The sequence below is a fragment of the Roseomonas acroporae genome, assembly GCF_023223525.1.
Lineage (GTDB): Bacteria > Pseudomonadota > Alphaproteobacteria > Acetobacterales > Acetobacteraceae > Roseomonas_E > Roseomonas_E acroporae.
On the sequence record NZ_JALPRX010000040.1, the window covers coordinates 1 to 20,105 of the forward strand.

Below are 20,105 nucleotides of genomic sequence, written 5' to 3' on the forward strand. Positions count from 1 at the left end.
CCCGGCCCCGCCGCGACCACGCCGCGCCCCGCCACGGGCGACTGACCGGGGCGGACACGCCCGGGGCGGAAAGCCCGCCCCGGAAACGACGGGCGACGGCGCGGCGCAGGCCCGGCCGGCCCGCCGGCTCCCCCGCTGACGCGCCGCCGCTGACGTGCCCCGGCGCGCGGCCTTCCTTGCTTGACACGGCGGGACGCCGTCCTACCGTCCCGCCGCCCGCGCCGGCAGCCGCGCGGGCCGTATCGGGGAAGGACCGCCATGCAACGCTACGCCGTCACCACCATCTCGCTGAAGGTGGGCGCCCAGCCTGCGGCGCTGAAGGCGCTGGAGCGGACCGCCGCCGGCGCGACCGGCGAATTCCTCGCCTGCTGGTTCTCCGAGATCGGCCCGCTCAACCAGATCATGCTGATCCACGGCTTCAACAGCGACGCCGAATTGCAGATGGAGCGCGAGCGCCGACTCGTCTCCGGCGACGCCTTCGGCATCGCCGAGCACACCACCGGCACTACCACCGACACCTACGTGCCCTTCCCCGAGATGAAGCCGATCGTGCCCGGCGAGCACGGCCCGGTCTTCGAGGCGCGCATCTACACCATCAAGCCGGACCGGCTGCCGCAGATCCTCGAGACCTGGGCGCCGAAGCTGCCCGGCCGCGTCGCCGTCTCGCCCAACCTCGCCGTGATGTACGCGACCGACGGCGTCACGCCGCGCTTCATGCATGTCTGGCCCTACAGCTCGCTGAACGACCGCGCCGCGATCCGGGCGAAGACCGTGGCGGAAGGCATCTGGCCGCCGCCGCACGGCCCCGACAACCTCGCCGTCATGACCAGCACCATCTACCTGCCGGCACCGTTCTCGCCGGTGCGCTGAGCCCCGCCGGAAGGGGCGCGCGCCGGGCTGGCCGGGACCGTCGTTCCCGCTCCCGGCCGCACCCGGCGGCTGGCCAGCGGCGAGGAGCGGGCGCGACGCGGCGGCGACGGGCGCGCGCGGTCCGCGGCGCCATGGCCAGAGCGGATCGCCGTCGGGCGGACACGCCCGGCGGCGTGAATCGGCGCCGGAGCCGTTCCGGCCTTTGCTCCGGCGCGGTTTCCGGGCCGCCGGGCGCGTGCGCCCGGCTCGGGAATGCCCTATCCCCGCCCCGCCTGCGCCACCAGCCAGCGCACCAGCCGCCGCGCCCCCGCGCCGCGCGGCGGGTCCAGCAGCCGCGCCAGCGACCAGCCGCCGTGCCGCACCCTGGCCCGCCGGTTCGAGAATTCCTCGAACCCCGCCTGCCCGTGGTAGCGCCCGAAGCCGGAGCCGCCGACCCCGCCGAAGGCCAGCGACGGCCAGGCCACGTGGTCCACGCAGCGCTCCGCGACCAGCGCGCCGGAGCGCGTGGCGGCCGCCACCGCCGCCTCCTCGGCCGGCGTCGCGCCGAACAGGTAGATGGCGAGCGGCGCCGGGCGGGCGCCGATCCAGCGCAGCGCCGCGTCGAGGCCGGGCAGCGCCACCAGCGGCAGCAACGGGCCGAAGACCTCCTCCCGGTGCAGCGGGTGGTCGGGCGGCGCCTCGGCGAGGACGAGGCCGCCCCGGCCGCCCGGCGCGTCGAGCGGCAGCAGCGTGGCGCCGGCCGAGAGCCGCGCCAGCCGCGCCGCCTGGGCCGGGCCGAGCAGCGCGGTCTCCACCGGCACCGGCCCGGTGGCGCGGCAGGCGGCGGCGAAGGCGGCCGTCGTGTGGCCGACCAGCAGCGCCGTGTCGGGCGCGACGCAGGTCTGGCCGGCATTCAGCGCCTTGCCGGCGAGGATGGCGCGCGCCGCCGTGCCCAGATCGGCGCCGGGCAGCACCAGCGCGGGGCACTTGCCGCCGAGTTCCAGCGTCAGCGGGGTGAGGTGTTCGGCGGCCGCGGCCATCACCTTGCGGCCGGTCCCGGTGCCGCCGGTGAAGACGAGGTGGTCCCAGGGCTGGCGGGCGAATTCGGCCGCCACCTCGGGGCCGCCGGTCACGGTGGCGGCGATCCCGGGCCCGAGCGCCTCGTCCAGCAGCGCCGCCAGCAGCGCGGCGGTGCGCGGCGCCGATTCGGAAGGCTTCAGCGCCACGCGGTTGCCGGCGGCCAGCGCGTCCACGAGCGGCACCAGGGCGAGCTGCACCGGGTAGTTCCACGGCGCCATGACGCCGACCACGCCCTTGGGCACCCATTCCAGGGCGGCGCGGGCCGGGCGGAAGGGCAGGGGCACCGGCACGCGCCGCGGCCGCGCCCAGCGGCGCAGGTGGCGGCGGGCGTGGCGCGCCGCGTCGGCCACCAGCAGCACCTCGGCGAGCAGCGTCTCCTCGGCGGCGCGGCCGCCATAGTCGGCGTCGAGTGCCGCGACCAGCGCCCCGGCGCGCTCGACCAGGGCGCGGCGCAGCCGGTCCAGCAATTCGCGGCGCTGCGCGAGGTCGAGCGGCGCGCGGGCCGCCGCCTCGCGCAGCATGGCGAGGGCGGCGCCGGGGGTCGGTCCGAGGGACGGGCCACCTGGGGAAAAGCCGGTGGGCGGGGCGGCGCTGGCGTCGCGGGGGGCACCGTCGGGTGTGCCAGGGGGCGTGCCGTTGGGCGCGCCGGAGGGGGCGGGGTTCAAGCGCCCGGCGGGGTGGCGGCGGCGGGCGCGAGCAGGGGGAGCGGCGCCGCCGGGCGGTTCTGCCGCAGCAGGGCCGCGCTCTCGGCCACCACGCGCCCGGCGGCGGCGGCCAGCGCCTTGCGGTCCGGCAGCGTGGCGGGGTCCGCCGGCTCGTGCAGCACCACCGTGACCCGTGCCCCGGCATAGCGCGCGAGGCGCCAGAAATGCGTGCCGATGTCCATGTCGCCGTACCAGGCGTAGAGCGGCCGGTCGCGCCGGAAGGCCGGCAGGCCGCCGATGCGGTCGTACACCACCGAGACCGGCTGCACCCGCCGCGCCGCGTCCGCCACCGCGAGGAAGGAGGAGCGGAAGGGCAGCACCCGGCAGCCGTCGTTGCTCGTACCCTCGGGGAACAGGATCAGGCTGCCGCCCTCGGCGAGCCGGGCGCGCATCACGTCCGCCTCGCCGCGCGTGGCGCCGCGGGTGCGGCTGACGAAGACGGTGCGGCCGAGCCGCGCCACGGTGCGGATCACCGGCCAGCGCCCGACTTCCTCCTTGGAGACGAAGGCCGCCTCCAGCACGCCGCCGAGCACCGGGATGTCGAGCCAGGAGGAGTGGTTGGAGAGGAACAGCACCGGCGCCTCGGTGCAGGGCGTGCCGATCACCCGCACGCGCAGGCCGATCAGCCGGCACAGCGTCGCGTGGAAGAAGCGCGCGAAGGCCACCTTGCCGCGCCCGAGCGGCGCGGGCAGGGCGACCAGCACCGTCTGCACCGGGATGGCCGCCAGCGTCCAGAGCACCGCGCAGGTGATCCGCCGCACCGCCCGGAGGCGGCCGCCGAGCGGGCGCAGGCCGAACACCTCGGTGGCGAGGCGGGGGAGCGGGGAGCGGAAGCGCAGCGGCAGGCGCCGCCGGCTCGCGGCCGGGACGGGATGCACGGCGTCGAGCGGGGGGTGGACGACCTCCATGGGGGACCGGATACCCCGGCCGGGCCGGGGCGGCAATGCGGGGCCCGGGGCCGTGGCCGGGCGGGGCCCGGGGCCGTGGTCGGGCGGCGTTCGGGCAGGCGCCGGCAGGGGGTTGGCGCGCCGGGGCGCGCGGCCCGCTCAGCGCGCGCGGTTGGCCCGCGCCAGCACCGCCTCGAACAGCACCTGGCAGCCGGCCTCGGCCTCCTCCGGCCGGATGCTCTCCGCCTCGTTGTGCGAGAGGCCGTCCTTGCAGGGCGTGAAGATCATCGCCGTCGGGATCGACTTCGAGACGTAGACGGCGTCGTGCCCCGCGCCGCTGACGATCTCGCGCGTCGGGTAGCCGAGCCTCGCGGCGGCCTGCCGGACGAGATCGACGCAGCCCGGGTCGAAGGGCTGGAGCGGGTTCTTGAACACGGTGGCGAGCTCCAGCGTCACGCCGCAGTCGCGCGCGATGAAGCCGGCCTCGCGCGGGAATTGCGCGTCGAGCCGGTCGATCTCCTCGGTGGAGGGATGGCGGAACTCGACCGAGAAGCGCGTCTCGCCGGGGATGACGTTGCGGCTGTTGGGCAGCACCTGCAGGAAGCCCACCGTGCCGCGCCCGTCCTCGCCGCGCGCGCGCATCATGCGGTCCACGAGGTCGATGATGCGGGCCGTGCAGAGCAGCGCGTCGCGGCGGGCCGAGGGCGGGGTGGTGCCGGCATGCGCGTCCTGCCCGATCACGCGCGCATCGTACCAGACCTGCGCCTGGGCGCCGGTGACGACGCCGATCGCCTTGCCCTCGCGCTCCAGGATCGGGCCCTGCTCGATGTGCAGCTCGAAGTAGGCGTCGGCGGGGAAGGGCTCGGTGGGCGCGTCGCCGCGGTAGCCGATCGCGTCCAGCGCCTCGCCCACGGTGATGCCGTCCACGTCCTTCGTGGCGAGCATCGGCTCCATCGGGTATTCGCCGGCCCAGACGCCGCTGCCCATCAGCGAGCGGCCGAAGCGGCTGCCCTCCTCGTCGGTCCAGTTGATGAGCTCGAGCGGCGCCTCGGTGACGATGCCGAGGTCGTTCAGCGTGCGCATCAGCTCCAGCCCCGCGATGACGCCGAGCGCGCCGTCGAACTTGCCGCCCGTGGGCTGGCTGTCGAGGTGCGAGCCGAACAGCACGGGCAGGCGGTCCGGGTCGCGCCCCTCGCGGCGGGCGAACATGTTGCCCATCCCGTCCACGCGCACCTTGAGGCCGAGCGCCTCGCACCAGGCCCGGAACTGGTCGCGGCCGCGGCGGTCGACCTCGGTCAGGGTGAGGCGGCGGACGCCGCCCTTGGGCGTGGCGCCGATCTCGGCCATCGCCATCAGGCTGTCCCACAGCCGCTTGCCGTCGATGCGCTGGTTGGTGCCGCTCATGAGGATCCGTGCCCTTTCCGTGCCGCCGTCCCGCGGCGTGCCGGAGGCGCCGCGGAAGTCCGGGCATACGCCCGGCGGCCGATCTTGGCGAATTGCGCCGGCGGCGCGTCGTTGGGGGGCGTGCCGGCGCCGCGGCGTCCGCCGGGGCGGGCCGCGGCACACGTTCCCGCGCGAGGCGACGCCGGCCCCGGCAGGCGCGGCAACCGGGGATTGCCGGCGTCGTTTGGCCCTGGTCCGGCCCATGCCGGCGAGAACGGGGCCGCCGACGCCGCACGTGCCGGCTGCCCTCCACGGCGGGCGGGGCACATGGCAGATCAGGACGACACCGCGCACTACGACGGGCCGGCGGGCGGCTGGGGCTCGCTGAAGGGCATCGCGCGCATCTTCGGCGAGGAATGGAACTCGCCGGCGGTGGCGGAGACGCTGCGGCGGCAGAACAAGCCGGGCGGCGTGATGTGCGTCTCCTGCGCCTGGGCCAAGCCGCCGAGCCCGCACGCCTTCGAGTTCTGCGAGAACGGCGCGAAGGCGACGCTGTGGGAGCTGACCTCGCGCCGCTGCACGCCGGAATTCTTCGCCGCGCACAGCGTGAGCGAGCTGCGCGGCTGGAAGGACCACGACCTGGAGCAGCAGGGGCGGCTGACGCAGCCGCTGCGCTACGATTCCGGCACGGACCGCTACGTCCCGTGCGGGTGGGACGAGGCGTTCCGGGCGATCGGCGAGGAATTGCGCGCGATCGCGCCGGAATCGGCGGTGTTCTACGCCTCGGGGCGGGCGAGCCTGGAGACGGCCTATCTCTACGCGCTGTTCGCGCGGCTGTACGGCCACAACAACCTGCCCGACAGCTCGAACATGTGCCACGAGACGACCTCGGTGGCGCTGAAGCGGGTGATCGGCGCGCCGGTCGGGACGGTGGTGCTCGACGACCTGTCGACGTGCGACGCGATCTTCTTCTTCGGGCAGAACACCGGCTCGAACAGCCCGCGCCTGCTGCACCCGCTGCAGGAGGCGGTGAGGCGCGGCGCGAGGATCGTCACCTTCAACCCGATCCGGGAGAAGGGGCTGGAGAGCTTCGTCAACCCGCAGAGCCCGGTCGAGATGCTGACCGGGCGGGAGACGCGGATCAGCGAGCAGTACCACCAGCTGCGGCCGGGCGGCGACATCGCGGCGCTGCTCGGGATGTGCAAGCACGTCTTCGAGGCCGACGACGCGGCGCGGCGGGAGGGCAGGCGCGTCCTCGACGCCGACTTCATCCGCCAGCACACGGACGGGATGGCGGCGTTCGAGGCGAAGGCGCGCGCCACCGGCTGGGACGCGATCGAGCGCGAGTCCGGCCTGTCTCGCGCGGCGATCGAGGCGGCGGGGCGGGTCTATGCCGGGGCCGAGCGGGTGGTGGCGTTCTACGGCATGGGGCTGACGCAGCACGCGCACGGCTTCGAGAACGTGGCGATGCTGGTGAACCTGCTGCTGCTGCGCGGCAACATCGGGCGCGACGGCACGGGCATCGCGCCGGTGCGCGGGCATTCCAACGTGCAGGGGCAGCGCACCGTCGGCATCGCCGAGAAGCCGGAGCTGGTGCCGCTCGACCGGCTGGCGGCGCAGTTCGGCTTCTCGCCGCCGCGCGCCAAGGGCATGAACACGGTGGAGGCGTGCGAGGGCATCCTGTCGGGCAAGGTGCGCGCCTTCGTCGGGCTGGGCGGCAATTTCCTGCGCGCCGTGCCGGAGCAGGCGGCGATGGAGCGGGCCTGGAGCGGGATGCGGCTGACCGTGCAGGTGGCGACGAAGCTGAACCGCAGCCACCTCGTGAACGGCGCCGTGGCCTACCTGCTGCCCTGCCTCGGGCGGACGGAGGAGGACGTGCAGGCGGGCGGGCCGCAGGCGGTCAGCATCGAGGACACGTTCAGCCACATCGTCGGCTCGCTGGGCCGCCGCGCCCCGGCCGGCGAGGCGCTGCGCTCGGAGGCGGCGATCGTGGCGGGGATCGCCAAGGCCACGCTGGCGCCGAACCCGAAGGTGCGCTGGGACGAGTGGGTGGCCGACTACGCCCGCATCCGCGACCTGATCGCGGAGACCTACCCGGCGGAATTCCACGGCTTCAACGACCGCTTCTGGCAGCCGGGCGGCTTCTATCGCGGCAACTCGGCGCGCGAGCGGATCTGGAAGACGGAATCGGGCAAGGCGGCGTTCACGGTTCCCGAGGTGCTGTCGAGCGTCGGCTTCGACGAGGCGCCCGGTCGCTACCGGCTGATGACGCTGCGCAGCAACGACCAGTTCAACACCACCATCTACGGCGACAGCGACCGGCTGCGCGGGATCGAGGGCACGCGCGACGTGCTGCTCATCAACCCCGAGGAGATGCGCCGGGCGGGGCTGGAGGAGGGGCAGTCGGTGTCGCTGGTGAGCGACGCGGCGGACGGGGTGGAGCGCGTGGTGGCCGGGCTGCGGGTGCTGCCCTACGCGCTGCCGGATGGCTGCCTCGGCGCCTACTACCCGGAGGCGAATCCGCTGATCCCGCTCTCGCACCACGACGGCCCCTCGAAGACCCCGGCCGCGAAGTCGGTGCCGGTGCGGATCAGGGCCGGGACGGCGTCGGCCGGATAGCAGCCCTCCGGCGGGTCATCGCGCCGGTCCGGGCAGGGCGGGCGGAACAGGGCGGGCGGAACAGGGCGGTCCGGACAAGGGGGGCCGGAACGGTGCCCGGCAGGTCCCGCCCGGTCACTGCGACCCGGCCGGCACCGTCGTCATCGACACCTTGATGTCGAGCGGCGGCGCCGCGTAGGGCGCGGAGGTGACCAGCAGGGCGGCGCCCGTCGCGGCATAGGCCGCGGCATTGCCCTCGTTGATGCCGCCGGTGACGACGATGGCGGGGCGGTGCGCCAGCCGCTCCAGCGCGCGGACGGTCTCGGCAACCTGCTCCGGCGTCATGTGGTCGAGCTGGATGGAGTCCGCGCCCGCCTCGGCGAGCAGCAGGGCCTCCGCGGTGGTCTCCGCCTCGACGACGATGCGCCGCTCCGGCTGCGCCGCGCGCAGGCGGCCGATCCAGCCCCGCGCCGCCTCGTCGCCGAGGAAGACGCGGTGATGCGCGAAGACGAGCATGCTCTCCGACAGGCCGAAGCGGTGCGGCGTGCAGCCCGCCGCCATCGCCGCCTTCAGCATCGCGTCCTTGGTGCCCGGCAGGTGCTTGCGCGTGCAGGCGACGGCGATTCCGGGGTTGGCCTGCCGCGCCGCCAGCAGGATGCGGCGCGCGCGCGTCGCCACGCCCGAGCTGACCTCGACCAGCACCTGCGCCGTGCGCACGGCGATCTGCAGGGCCGCGGCGTCGCCCTCGGCCACCAGCACCAGGTCGCCCTTCGCGAGCGCCTGGCCCGAGGCGACGGGGCGCTGCACCGTGTCGCAGCCCGCGAGCAGGAACAGCCGCTCCGCCTCCTCGGCGCAGCAGACGGTCATGTCGGCGCCCGCGCGCAGGAAGGCGAGGCCACGGAGGCCGCCGATGCCGAGACCCTGCGTGGTCATGTCGCCGTAGGGGGCGTCCTCCTGCAGCATCGCCTGCAGGCGCGCGTCGGGAAGCAGGAAGAGCATGCTGTACCTCTCTCCGGCGAAGGCGGCGTGCCGCCCTTGCCGCGAATGGCCGGTCCGATGGCCGGCGCGCGGCGGTACTGCGCCGCGCCGCCCCACCGGTCGGTCCATGCCACGGTGCCGGGGCGCGGCAAAGCGGCAATGCCGCCCCGGACCGGCCGGGGACGCCCTGCCGGCGGCGATCCGCGCCGGGGCCGGCCGCCCCGTGACCGAATCCGGATTGGATGGCAGGCAGCGGAGTGCGGCCGGGGCGCCCCGGCGCCATGCTGCGTGCCGAGGTTGCGGAAGAGGAGCGGGATGATGGTTGCGCGACCGGCTACGGCATCCGGGGCCACGACATCCGGGGCCACCACATCCGGGATGGGGCGGATCGGGGAGGCCGTGCCAGCCGCCACGCCGCCCGATGCCGGTCCGGACACCGCGCGGGACCCGCGCTGGGCGCGCATCCTGGCGCGCGATCCGGCCGCCGACGGCGCGTTCTGGTACTCGGTGACGAGCACGGGCGTCTATTGCCGCCCCTCCTGCCCCTCGCGCGCCGCCAACCCGGCCAATGTCCGCCTGCACGACACGCTGGCCGAGGCGCGCGCCACCGGCTGCCGCCCCTGCCGCCGCTGCCGGCCCGACGATCCCTCCGCCGCGTCCCGCGACGCCGCGCTGGTGGCCGCGGCCTGCCGGGCCATCGATTCGGCCGAGGAGCCGCCCGCCCTCGCCGCGCTGGCCGCCGCCGCCGGGCGCAGCCCCTCGCACTTCCACCGCCTGTTCAAGGCCGCGACCGGCCTGACCCCGCGTGCCTACGCGGCCAGCCAGCGCGCGCGCCGGCTGCGCGAGGGGCTGGGCACCGGCCGCACCGTCACCGAGGCGGCACACGCGGCCGGCTACGGCTCCAGCGGCCGCTTCTACGAGGGCGCGGCGGCGGCGCTGGGCATGCGGCCGGGTGCCTACCGCGCCGGCGGCGAGGGCGCCGAGATCCGCTACGCCATCGGCGCCTGCTCGCTCGGCGCGGTGCTGGTGGCGAGCAGCGGGCGCGGCGTCTGCGCCATCCTGCTGGGCGACGAGCCGGAGGCGCTGCGCCGGGACCTCGCGCGGCGCTTCCCGCGGGCCCGGCTGGTCAGCGGCGATGCCGGCTACGAGGCGACGGTGGCGCGCGTGGTGGCCTTCGTCGAGCGGCCGGGCCTCGGGCTGGACCTGCCGCTGGACCTGCGCGGCACGGCGTTCCAGGCCCGGGTCTGGGCGGCGCTGCGCGAGGTGCCGGCGGGCGCCACCGTCACCTACGCCGAGATCGCGCGACGGCTGGGCCTGCCGCGAGCGGCGCGTGCCGTGGCCGGCGCCTGCGCGGCCAATCCGCTGGCCGTGGCGGTGCCCTGCCACCGCGTGGTGCGCGGCGACGGCTCGCTTTCCGGCTACCGCTGGGGCGTCGCGCGCAAGCGGGCGCTGCTGCGGCAGGAGGCGGAGGGGTAGGGGCCGGGCCGGGGGCGAAGGGCAAGGCCCTTCCGGGATCCCCCGGTCGTTCAGGATCGGCCGATGCGCCTCAGCCCCGCCGCACCAGCGGGCAGTCGCCTTCCGACAGCGGCCGGAACGCCTGGTCGCCGGGAATGGTGCGCACCACCTCCAGCAGGTCCCACTCGCCGCGCGAATCCTGCGGCCGCTTGGCGCGCATCAGGTACATGTCGCGGATCACGCGGCCATCCTCGCGGATGCGGCCGTTCGTGGTCATGAAGTCCTCGATCGGCGTCGCCCGCATCCGCGCCATCACCGGCTCGGCCGCGTCGGTGCCGGCATCGCGCACCGCCTTCAGGTAGTGGGTGACGGCGCCCCACATGCTGGCCTGCATCATGGTGGGCGGCCGGCCGTGGAGCCGCGCGAAGCGCTCCGAGAAGGCGCGGGTGCGCTCGTTCTGGTCCCAGTAGTAGGCCTCGGTGAACACCATTCCCTGCGCCGTGGGCAGGCCGATCGCCTTGATGTTGGTGATCAGGCACAGCATCGCCGCCGGCTGGATGCCGCGCCGCATCAGGCCGAACTCGCTCATCTGCTTGACGGCGTTGATGAAGTCCGTCCCCGCCAGGGCGAGCCCCACCGCCTGGGCGCCGGACTGCGCGGCACGCAGGATGTGCGCGGAGTAGTCCGCCTCGCCGAGCGGCACGCGCGAGGCGCCGAGCATCTCGCCGCCCTGCGCGCGCACCATCGCCGCGCCGTTCTGCTCCAGCGAGTGGCCGAAGGCGTAGTCCGAGGTGATGAAGAACCAGCGCTTCTTCCCCTCGCCGGTGAGCGCGGTGACGGTGGCGCGGGCCAGGGCGTAGTTGTCGTAGAGCCAGTGGACGCCGAGGGGCGAGCAGGCCTTGCCGGTCAGTTCCGTGGTGCCGGCGCCGACGGTGACGCTGATGCGGCCCTTCTCGCGCGAGAGTTGCTGCACCGCGATGGCGACGGCGGAGCTGCCGAGGCCGAAGATCGCGTCCACCCGCTCCTGGTCGTACCAGCGGCGGGCGATGCCCATGCCGACATCGGGCTTGTTCTGCAGGTCGCCATGGACCAGCTCGATCGGGGAATCGCCGACCCGGCCGCCGAAATCCTCGATCGCCATGCGGGCGGCGACCACGTCGCCCATGCCCTGCTGGTCGGCGTAGGGGCCGGACATGTCGTCCAGCACGCCGATCTTCACCACGTTGTCGGAACGCTGTGCCAGCGCCCGCCCGGCGGGCCAGATCGCGGCGGCGGCGAGGCCGGCGGCCAGCACGCCGCGCCGGCGGATCGCGCCGGATGCGTCAGGCAGCAGCCGCTGCCCGGTCGGAACGGTCATTCTCGTCGTCTCCCGTCTCGCGGCGCCGGTCGGTCGGAGGGGCCGACGCGCCGGGCCGCATTGCGGGAGAGTGTAGCGCGGATCCCGGGCCGCCGTGCCAGTGGCGTGGGCCGGGTACCGGGGCCGGGGCGCGCCCGGCCCGGACGGCGGAAGGGAGCCGGCGGGGGAGGGCGCCTACTCGTTCTCGCCGCGGCGCGCGAGCTCGCGGTTGGCGCCGAGCGCCACCAGGGTCGCGATGGCGCCCGAGAGCAGGTAGATGCCCGAGGAGACCAGGCCGAAGCGGCTGGAGAGGAACAGCGCCACCAGCGGCGCGAAGCCCGCCCCGAACAGCCAGGCGAGATCCGTGGTCAGCGCCGAGCCGGTGTAGCGGTGCCGCTGCGGGAACTCCGAGGAGAGGCTGCCCGAGGCCTGGCCGAAGCAGAGGCCGAGCAGGGCGAAGCCGAGCAGCATGTAGGCGACCTCGCCGGCCCGGCCGCCGTAGAGGAACTGCGGCGCGAAGCCGCTGAAGGCCGCGATCAGCACGGCGCAGCCGGCCAGCACCGTGCGCCGGCCGAAGCGGTCCGCCAGCAGGCCGGAGAGGACGATCGTCACGACGCCGAGCGCCGCCGCCTCCGCCTCCAGCACCAGGAAGCGCACCGGCGTCTCCTGGGTGAACAGGTACACCCAGGAGAGCGGGAACACCGTCACCATGTGGAACATGGCGAAGCTGGCCAGCGGCGCGAAGGCGCCCAGCACCACGGTGCGCCAGGTGCGGCGCAGCGTCTCGGAGACCGGCGCGGGGGCGAGGGTGCGGCTGTGGAACAGCTCCGTGTACTCGGGCGTGACCACGATGCGCAGCCGGGCGAACAGCGCCACCACGTTGATCGCGAAGGCCACGAAGAAGGGGTAGCGCCAGCCCCAGGAGAGGAAGTCCTCGGCCGGCAGCAGGTCGATGAAGAAGGCGAAGAGGAGGCTGGCCACGATCAGGCCGAGCGGCGCGCCGAGCTGGGGCACCATCGCGTACCAGCCGCGCTGCGCCCGGGGGGCCATCAGCGCCAGCAGCGAGGCGAGGCCGTCCCAGGTGCCGCCGAGCGCCACGCCCTGGCCCATGCGCAGCAGCGCCAGCAGCAGCACGGCCTTGTAGCCGATCTGGTCGTAGCCGGGCAGGAAGGCGATCGAGGCGGTGGAGCCGCCCAGCAGGAACAGCGCGATGGTCAGCTTCGTGCCGCGCCCGTAGATCCGGTCCACCGTCATGAAGATCAGCGTGCCGACGGGCCGCGCGATGAAGGCCAGCGCGAAGACCGCGAAGGAGTGGAGCGTCCCCGTCAGCGGGTCGGTGTAGGAGAAGAACACCCTCGGGAAGACCAGGACCGAGGCGATCGCGTAGACGAAGAAGTCGAAGAACTCCGAGGTGCGGCCGATGACCACGCCGATGGAGATCTCGCCGGGCGTGACGCGGTGCTCGTCGGCGTGCAGGACACGGGCGTCGCGCTCGGCGGCGGTGGCTTCGGCAGGGTGGGCGTTCATCCGGATCTATACCCCGGCGCGATTGTGTTGATGCGTCAACGCCCTGATACCCCGGGCCGTCGTGTGAAGCGCGCCTCTGACAGATGCCCGGCAGGCGGGGGATTGGACAAAATGTCCCATGGGCCGCGGCGCGCGGGAAGGCTACGGCACGCGCCATGATGCCAAAGCCCCTCCCCCCCGGGCGGTTCCTGCGCCTGGGCAGCCTCCTCGCCCTTCCCGCGCTGCTCGGTGGCTGCAATCTCGTCGTGCTGCGGCCGGCCGGGGACGTGGCGCAGCAGCAGGGGGACCTGGTGGTGATCTCCACCATCCTCATGCTGATCATCATCGTCCCGGTGATGGCGCTCACGGCGTTCTTCGCCTGGCGCTACCGGGCGGCCAACACCCAGGCCCGCTACGAGCCGGAATGGTCGCACTCGACCGGCCTCGAGCTGGTGATCTGGGCGGCGCCGCTGCTGATCATCATCTGCCTCGGGGCGATCACCTGGGCGGGCACGCACCTGCTCGACCCCTTCCGGCCGCTGGCGCGCACCGCGCCGGGGCAGCCGGTGGCGGCGGGGACGCAGCCGCTCGAGGTGCAGGTGGTGGCGCTCGACTGGAAGTGGCTGTTCATCCTGCCCGAGCAGGGCATCGCCACGGTGAACGAGCTGGCCGCCCCGGTGGACCGGCCGATCCGTTTCCGGATCTCCTCCTCCTCGGTGATGAACTCCTTCTACATCCCCGCCCTGGCCGGCCAGATCTACGCCATGCCGGGGATGGAATCGCGGCTGCACGCGGTGATCAACCGCCCCGGCGAGTTCACCGGCTTCTCGGCCAACTACAGCGGCGCCGGCTTCTCGCAGATGCGCTTCGCCTTCCGCGGCCTGGACCAGGCGGGCTTCGACCGCTGGGTGGCCGAGGCGCGGTCGGGCAATGGCGGGACCCTGGACCGCGCCGCCTACCTGGAGCTGGAGCGCCCGAGCGAGGCCGCGCCGGTGCGCCGCTTCGCCGCGGTGGAGCCCGGCCTGTTCGACGCGGTGGTCGGCATGTGCGTCGAGGCCGGCACGATGTGCCTGCACCAGATGGCCGCGATCGACGCGCGCGGCGGGCTCGGCCTCGCGGGGCTCGCCAACCTGCGCCCCGTCGCCGCCGCGGACCCGCCTTCCGGCGGGGCCGGGGCGGGCAGGCAGCCCGGCGGGGCGCGGCGCGCGGTCGCCGCCCTCTGCGCCATCCCCGAGGCGCCGGCCGCCGTGGCCGCCGCCGGCCCGGCCGCGGGCGCCACGCCCGCGCGCTCCCGGCCGGCCAGCCTCGCGCCGCTCGCCGGCGCCGGCCTGCCCATCCCGGGCCGGTCGCACCCCGCCGAATTCACGGCGCTGCCGCCGCGGCCCGCCGACCAGCCCGAATCCTGAGCCCGGACGAAGCACCACCATGGCCGTCTCGCACCTCGCCGAGGCAGACCCGATCTTCGGGCGCCTCTCCTTCGCGGCCCTGCCGCTGCACGAGCCCATCCTGATCGTGACCTTCCTGGCCGTCGCCGCGGGCGGCGCCGCCGGGCTCTACCTCCTCACGAAGTTCCGCCTCTGGGGCTACCTGTGGAAGGAGTGGTTCACCAGCGTGGACCACAAGCGGATCGGGATCATGTACATGATCCTCGGCATCGTCATGCTGGTGCGCGGCTTCGCCGACGCCATCATGATGCGCATCCAGCAGGCGATCGCCTTCGGCGGCTCCGAGGGCTACCTGCCGGCGCACCACTACGACCAGGTGTTCACCGCGCACGGCGTCATCATGATCTTCTTCGTGGCCATGCCGCTGGTCACGGGCCTGATGAACTACGTCATGCCGCTGCAGATCGGCGCGCGCGACGTCTCCTTCCCGTTCCTGAACAATTTCAGCTTCTGGATGACGCTCGGCGGCGCCGTGCTGGTGATGATGTCGCTCTTCGTGGGCGAGTTCGCGCGCACCGGCTGGCTGGCCTACCCGCCGCTCTCGGGGCTGGAGGCGAGCCCGGACGTGGGGGTGGACTACTACATCTGGGCGCTGCAGGTGGCGGGCGTGGGCACCACGCTGTCGGGCATCAACCTGATCTGCACGATCATCAAGATGCGCGCCCCGGGCATGACCATGATGAAGATGCCCGTCTTCACCTGGACCGCGCTCTGCACCAACGTGCTGATCGTCGCCACCTTCCCGGTGCTGACCGCCGTGCTGGTGCTGCTCTCGCTCGACCGCTACGTGGGGACGCACTTCTTCACGTCCGAGCTGGGCGGCAACCCGATGATGTACGTCAACCTCATCTGGATCTGGGGCCACCCGGAGGTCTACATCCTGATCCTGCCGATCTTCGGCGTGTTCTCGGAGGTGACCTCGACCTTCTGCGGCAAGCGCCTGTTCGGCTACACCTCCATGGTGTACGCGACGGTGTGCATCACGATCCTCTCCTACATCGTGTGGCTGCACCACTTCTTCACGATGGGGTCGGGGGCGAGCGTCAACAGCTTCTTCGGCATCACCACCATGGTGATCTCGATCCCCACGGGCGCCAAGCTGTTCAACTGGCTCTTCACCATGTACCGCGGCCGCATCCGCTTCGAGCTGCCGATGATGTGGACCATCGCCTTCATGCTCACCTTCGTGGTGGGCGGCATGACGGGCGTGCTGCTGGCGGTGCCGCCGGCCGACTTCGTGCTGCACAACTCCCTGTTCCTGATCGCGCACTTCCACAACGTCATCATCGGCGGCGTGGTGTTCGGCCTGTTCGCCGCCATGGGGTACTGGTTCCCCAAGGCCTTCGGCTTCCGGCTGGACCCGTACTGGGGCAAGGTCTCCTTCTGGTGCTGGCTGGTCGGCTACTGGCTGGCCTTCACCCCGCTCTACGTGCTCGGCCTGATGGGCGTCACGCGCCGCATGCGGGTGTTCGACGACCCCTCCCTGCAGATCTGGTTCGTCATCGCCTGCCTCGGCGCCTTCGTGATCGCGGGCGGCATCGCCGCCTTCCTGATGCAGATCTACGTCAGCATCCGCGACCGCGAGCGGCTGCGCGACACGACCGGCGACCCGTGGGGCGGCCGCACGCTGGAGTGGTCCACCTCCTCGCCGCCGCCGGACTACAACTTCGCCTTCACCCCGGTGATCCATGACCTGGACGCCTGGTACGACATGAAGCGCCGCGGCTTCCAGCGCCCGGCCGAGGGCTTCCGCCCCATCCACATGCCCAGGAGCACCGGCGCGGGGGTGATCCTGGCGGGGCTCAGCACGCTCTTCGGCTTCGCGATGATCTGGTACATCTGGTGGCTCGCCGCCGCCAGCCTCGCGGCCGTGGTGCTCGGCGCCATCATCCACACCTTCAACTACCACCGCGACTACTACATCCCCGCCGAGACGGTGGTCGCGACGGAGCGGGCGCGGGCCATGCAGATGGCCGCCACGGCCGCGGCGGAGTGACCATGAGCACCGCGACCACGACCGAGGACCAGGTCCGCTTCTTCGAGATCGAGGAGCACGAGCATCCGGAAGGCGCCAGCACCGCGCTGGGCTTCTGGATCTACCTGATGAGCGACTGCCTCATCTTCGCGATGCTGTTCGCGGCCTATGCGGTGCTCGGCGGCAACTACGCCGCCGGGCCCGCCCCGCGCGACCTGTTCGAGCTCGACCTCGTGGCCCTCAACACGGCCATGCTGCTCTTCTCCTCGATCACCTACGGCTTCGCCATGCTGGCCATGGCGCGCGGCAAGGCGCTCCAGACGCAGCTCTGGCTGCTCGTCACCGCCGGCTTCGGCGCCGCCTTCCTCTGGATCGAGCTGCACGAATTCGCGCACCTGATCCACATCGGCGCCGGGCCGCAGCGCAGCGCCTTCCTCTCGGCCTTCTTCACCCTGGTGGGCACGCACGGGCTGCACGTCACCTTCGGCCTGGTCTGGATCCTGGTGATGATGGTGCAGGTCGGGCTGAAGGGGCTCGTGCCGGCCAACCGGCGGCGGCTGACCTGCCTCAGCCTGTTCTGGCACTTCCTCGACGTCATCTGGATCGGCGTCTTCACCTTCGTCTACCTGATGGGCATGCTGCGATGAGCCAGGACGCGCATACCGCGCACCACGACGACGTGCCGCACGCCGCCCGCCACCACGCGGCGCACGGCCACGCCGCCCATGCCCATGGCGGCCACCACGGCGACCACGGCGAGGCCCACGGCACGCTGCGCGACTACCTGATCGGCTTCCTCCTCTCGGTGGTGCTGACGGCGATCCCGTTCTGGCTGGTGATGACCCGCCCGCTCGCGGACCCGACGACGGCGGTGATCATCGTCGTCTTCGCCATCGTGCAGGTGCTGGTCCACATGGTCTACTTCCTGCACATGAACGGCCGCGCCGAGGGCGGCTGGACGATGACGGCGCTGATCTTCACCATCATCGTGGTCTTCATCACCATCTCGGGCTCGGCCTGGGTGCTCTGGCACCTCTCCGACAACATGATGCCGATGTCGCACGGGATGCCCGCCCGCCCTTGAGCCGGCGGGCCTCCCCGGCCCCTTCCCGGGCGCCGTGGCTGATCGGCGCCGGGGCGCTGCTGCTGGCCGCCGCGTTCCTCGCCCTCGGCGCCTGGCAGGTGGAGCGGCGGGCGTGGAAGCACGCCCTGATCGCCCGGGTCGAGGCGGCGCTCGTCGCCGCCCCCGTTCCGGCCCCCGGCCCGGCCGCCTGGGCGGGGATCGGGCCGGCCGACGCCTACCGGCGCGTCACCGCCGAGGGCGACTTCCTGCACGACCGCGAGACCCTGGTCCGCGCGACCACCGAACTCGGCAGCGGCTACTGGGTGCTGACGCCGCTGCGCACGCCGGGCTTCACCGTGCTCGTCAACCGCGGCTTCGTGCCGCCCGGGCGCCGGGAGCCGGCCACCCGGCCGGAGCCGGCCCCGTCCGGACCGGTGCGCGTCACCGGCCTGCTGCGCCTCACCGAGCCGGGAGGGGGCTTCCTGCGCGACAACCGCCCGGCGGAGGGGCGTTGGTACTCGCGCGACGTGGCCGCCATCGGCGCGGCGCGCGCGCTGCCCGGCCCGGTTGCCCCCCGACCCCTCGCCCCCTATTTCATCGACGCCGATCCGGTGCCCGGCCGGGCGCTGCCGGTCGGGGGCCTCACCGTGATCCGCTTCGCCGACAACCACCTGATCTACGCGCTGACCTGGTTCGGCCTGGCCCTCCTCAGCCTCGGCGGGGGCTGGATCGCGCTGCGCCGGCGCGGGGACGCGTCGGGGGTGGACAGGGGGGAGGCCGAAGGAGAGGGCGGCGGAGGGAAGGCATGACCGTCCCGCTGGCGGTCCCCGGCCCGGAGCATCCCGGCCAGGAGCGCCCCGGCCGGGACGCCGCCGGCCGCGAGCGCCCGGCGGGGGAGGGACAGCGGAACGGCCCGCCGGCCAGGGAGGCGACGACGGAGGCAGCGGAGCCGATGGCGGCGGACGCGTCCGGCCGGGTCGCGGAGGCCACGCGGCGCGACATGCGCCTGCTGGTGCAGCTCCGCTGGATCGCGGTGGGCACGCAGCTCCTCACCATCGCGGTGGTGCAGTGGGGGCTCGGCATCGACCTGCCGCTCGCCGCGCTGCTGCCGGTGCCGGCGATGCTGGTGGCGGTCAACCTCGTCTGCATCCCGCTACTGCGCCGCCGCGCCGCGATCACCGGCACCGAGGTGGCGCTGGCGCTGCTGCTCGACGTCGCGGCGCTGGCCTGGCAGCTCCAGCAGAGCGGGGGGGTGAGCAACCCCTTCGCCTCGCTCTTCCTGCTGCACGTGGTGATCGGCGCGCTGCTGCTGGAGCCGCGCCTGAGCTGGACGGTGCTCGGCGCCTGCGCCTTCGCCATCCTGTCGCTGGTGCTCAACTCGCAGCCGCTGGACCTGCCGCCGCCCTACAGCGCGGATCCGTTCGGCCTGTACCTGCGCGGCAGCCTGGTCAGCCTGGCGCTGATCGCCGGGCTGCTGTTCCTGCTGGTCACCCGCATCAACCGCAGCCTGCGCGAGCGCGAGGCGGCGCTGGCCGCGAGCCGGCAGCAGGCGGCGGAGGAGAACCACATCGTCCGCATGGGCCTGCTCGCCTCGGGCGCGGCACACGAGCTCGGCACGCCGCTCTCCTCGCTCTCGGTGATCCTCGGCGACTGGCAGCGCATGCCGCGGCTGGCCGACGACCCGGATTTCGCCGCCGACATCGCCGACATGCAGGCGGCGGTGATGCGCTGCAAGGCGATCGTCGGCAGCATCCTGATGTCGGCGGGCGAGGCGCGCGGCGTCGCGCCGACGGTAACCACCATGCGCCGGTTCCTGGACGGCATCGTGGCCGAGTGGCAGGAGGCCTGGCGCCCGGGAACCATCCGCTACGAGGACCGCTTCGGCGAGGACGTGTCCATCGTCTCCGACACCGCGCTCAAGCAGGTGATCGGCAACCTGATCGACAACGCGATCGACGCCTCGCCGGACTGGGTGCGCATCACCGCGCGCCGCGCCGGGGAGGCGCTGCTGCTGGATGTCGAGGATCGCGGCCCGGGCTTCACCGAGGCGGCGCTGGCCGCCTTCGGCCAGCCCTACAACTCCACCAAGGGGCGGCCGGGCGGCGGGCTCGGCCTGTTCCTGCTGGTGAACGTGCTGCGCAAGCTCGGCGGCACGGCCGAGGCGCGCAACCGCGCCGAGGGCGGCGCCCTGATCCGGCTCGTGCTGCCGCTCGGCGCCATCGCCTACGCGGAGGGGGAGCGGGCATGAGCGGCGAGGCGCGGCGGCTGGTCATCGTCGAGGACGACGCGGCGTTCGCCCGCACCCTGCGCCGCTCCTTCGAGCGGCGGGGCTACGACGTCCTCGCCGCCGCCAGCCTGGAGGAGCTGCGGCCGCTGCTGGCCGAAGGGCAGTGCCCCGGCTTCGCCGTGGTGGACCTCAAGCTCGGCGGCACCTCCGGCCTCGCCTGCGTGCAGGCGCTGCGGGCGGCCGAGGCGGCGATGCGGATCGTCGTGCTCACCGGCTTCGCCAGCATCGCCACCGCCGTCGAGGCGATCAAGCTCGGCGCCTCCGACTACCTGGCCAAGCCCGCCACCACCGACGACATCGAGGCGGCGTTCGAGCGGGTGGGCGGCGACCCGAACGTGGCGCTGGGCACGCGCTGCTCCTCGATCAAGACGCTGGAGTGGGAGCACATCCACCAGACGCTGGTGGATACCGACTTCAACATCTCCGAGGCGGCGCGCCGCCTCGGCATGCACCGCCGCACCCTGGCGCGCAAGCTGGAGAAGCGGCACCTGCGCTGACCGGCCGCCCCGGCGTCCCCGCCGGCCCACTTCCGGTAGCCCACTCCGGGGGTGGTGCCCCG

The 20,105-nt window shown here is 73.9% G+C and carries 16 protein-coding genes; 10 read left to right on the forward strand and 6 right to left on the reverse strand.

What is annotated here, in order from left to right:
• Positions 1-258: 258 nt before the first annotated feature.
• Entirely contained in the window at positions 259-870 is a 612-nt protein-coding gene (locus tag M0638_RS10730) for an NIPSNAP family protein (protein ID WP_248666983.1), read from the forward strand.
• A gap of 257 nt (positions 871-1,127) precedes the next feature.
• Here the strand turns inward: M0638_RS10730 and M0638_RS10735 are convergent, their stop codons facing one another.
• From M0638_RS10735 to M0638_RS10745, 3 genes are all read right to left on the reverse strand, one after another.
• Positions 1,128-2,450 (reverse strand): aldehyde dehydrogenase family protein, encoded by a 1,323-nt coding sequence (locus tag M0638_RS10735; protein WP_248666984.1) that lies wholly within the window; start codon positions 2,448-2,450, stop codon positions 1,128-1,130.
• 140 nt (positions 2,451-2,590) lie between these two features.
• The gene (locus M0638_RS10740) at positions 2,591-3,541 is read right to left on the reverse strand and encodes a lysophospholipid acyltransferase family protein (protein ID WP_248666985.1); all 951 of its coding nucleotides are present in this window, start codon (positions 3,539-3,541) and stop codon (positions 2,591-2,593) included.
• A 138-nt stretch (positions 3,542-3,679) separates the two neighbouring features.
• Entirely contained in the window at positions 3,680-4,924 is a 1,245-nt protein-coding gene (locus M0638_RS10745) for a Zn-dependent hydrolase (RefSeq protein ID WP_248666986.1), read from the reverse strand.
• 306 nt (positions 4,925-5,230) lie between these two features.
• On the opposite strand from M0638_RS10745, the gene M0638_RS10750 reads away from it, so the two are divergent.
• Positions 5,231-7,522, forward strand: a complete 2,292-nt coding sequence (locus tag M0638_RS10750; RefSeq protein WP_248666987.1) for an FdhF/YdeP family oxidoreductase — start codon at positions 5,231-5,233, stop codon at positions 7,520-7,522.
• A 114-nt stretch (positions 7,523-7,636) separates the two neighbouring features.
• On the opposite strand, the gene modD is transcribed toward M0638_RS10750, so the two are convergent.
• Positions 7,637-8,500 carry a ModD protein gene (gene modD, locus M0638_RS10755; protein WP_248666988.1) on the reverse strand — a complete coding sequence of 288 codons (864 nt, stop codon included), beginning with the start codon at positions 8,498-8,500 and terminating at the stop codon, positions 7,637-7,639.
• A gap of 378 nt (positions 8,501-8,878) precedes the next feature.
• Between modD and ada the strand changes: the two genes are divergently transcribed.
• The gene (gene ada, locus M0638_RS10760; protein WP_248666989.1) at positions 8,879-9,955 is read left to right on the forward strand and encodes a bifunctional DNA-binding transcriptional regulator/O6-methylguanine-DNA methyltransferase Ada; all 1,077 of its coding nucleotides are present in this window, start codon (positions 8,879-8,881) and stop codon (positions 9,953-9,955) included.
• Positions 9,956-10,025: 70 nt separating this feature from the next.
• On the opposite strand, the gene M0638_RS10765 is transcribed toward ada, so the two are convergent.
• Both M0638_RS10765 and M0638_RS10770 read right to left on the reverse strand, forming a co-directional pair.
• The gene (locus tag M0638_RS10765; protein WP_248666990.1) at positions 10,026-11,291 is read right to left on the reverse strand and encodes an ABC transporter substrate-binding protein; all 1,266 of its coding nucleotides are present in this window, start codon (positions 11,289-11,291) and stop codon (positions 10,026-10,028) included.
• Positions 11,292-11,465: 174 nt separating this feature from the next.
• Positions 11,466-12,797 carry an MFS transporter gene (locus M0638_RS10770; RefSeq protein ID WP_248666991.1) on the reverse strand — a complete coding sequence of 444 codons (1,332 nt, stop codon included), beginning with the start codon at positions 12,795-12,797 and terminating at the stop codon, positions 11,466-11,468.
• Between the two features lie 158 nt (positions 12,798-12,955).
• On the opposite strand from M0638_RS10770, the gene cyoA reads away from it, so the two are divergent.
• From cyoA to M0638_RS10805, 7 genes are read left to right on the forward strand one after another with little or no spacing between them, the layout of a single operon-like run.
• The gene (gene cyoA, locus M0638_RS10775) at positions 12,956-14,182 is read left to right on the forward strand and encodes a ubiquinol oxidase subunit II (protein ID WP_248666992.1); all 1,227 of its coding nucleotides are present in this window, start codon (positions 12,956-12,958) and stop codon (positions 14,180-14,182) included.
• Positions 14,183-14,234: 52 nt separating this feature from the next.
• Positions 14,235-16,217, forward strand: a complete 1,983-nt coding sequence (gene cyoB / locus M0638_RS10780; RefSeq protein ID WP_456316032.1) for a cytochrome o ubiquinol oxidase subunit I — start codon at positions 14,235-14,237, stop codon at positions 16,215-16,217.
• A gap of 2 nt (positions 16,218-16,219) precedes the next feature.
• Positions 16,220-16,843, forward strand: a complete 624-nt coding sequence (gene cyoC, locus M0638_RS10785) for a cytochrome o ubiquinol oxidase subunit III (protein WP_248666994.1) — start codon at positions 16,220-16,222, stop codon at positions 16,841-16,843.
• Positions 16,840-17,280: a cytochrome o ubiquinol oxidase subunit IV gene (cyoD, locus tag M0638_RS10790; protein WP_248666995.1), complete on the forward strand. Its 441-nt coding sequence runs from the start codon at positions 16,840-16,842 to the stop codon at positions 17,278-17,280. The genes cyoC and cyoD overlap by 4 nt, the downstream gene beginning before the upstream one ends.
• Positions 17,277-18,068: an SURF1 family protein gene (locus M0638_RS10795; RefSeq protein WP_248666996.1), complete on the forward strand. Its 792-nt coding sequence runs from the start codon at positions 17,277-17,279 to the stop codon at positions 18,066-18,068. Before cyoD ends, M0638_RS10795 begins: the two co-directional genes overlap by 4 nt.
• Entirely contained in the window at positions 18,065-19,507 is a 1,443-nt protein-coding gene (locus M0638_RS10800; protein ID WP_248666997.1) for an ATP-binding protein, read from the forward strand. The genes M0638_RS10795 and M0638_RS10800 overlap by 4 nt, the downstream gene beginning before the upstream one ends.
• Complete coding sequence (locus M0638_RS10805; protein WP_248666998.1) at positions 19,504-20,043, forward strand: response regulator transcription factor; 540 nt, start codon at positions 19,504-19,506, stop codon at positions 20,041-20,043. Before M0638_RS10800 ends, M0638_RS10805 begins: the two co-directional genes overlap by 4 nt.
• The last annotated feature ends 62 nt before the right edge of the window (positions 20,044-20,105 follow it).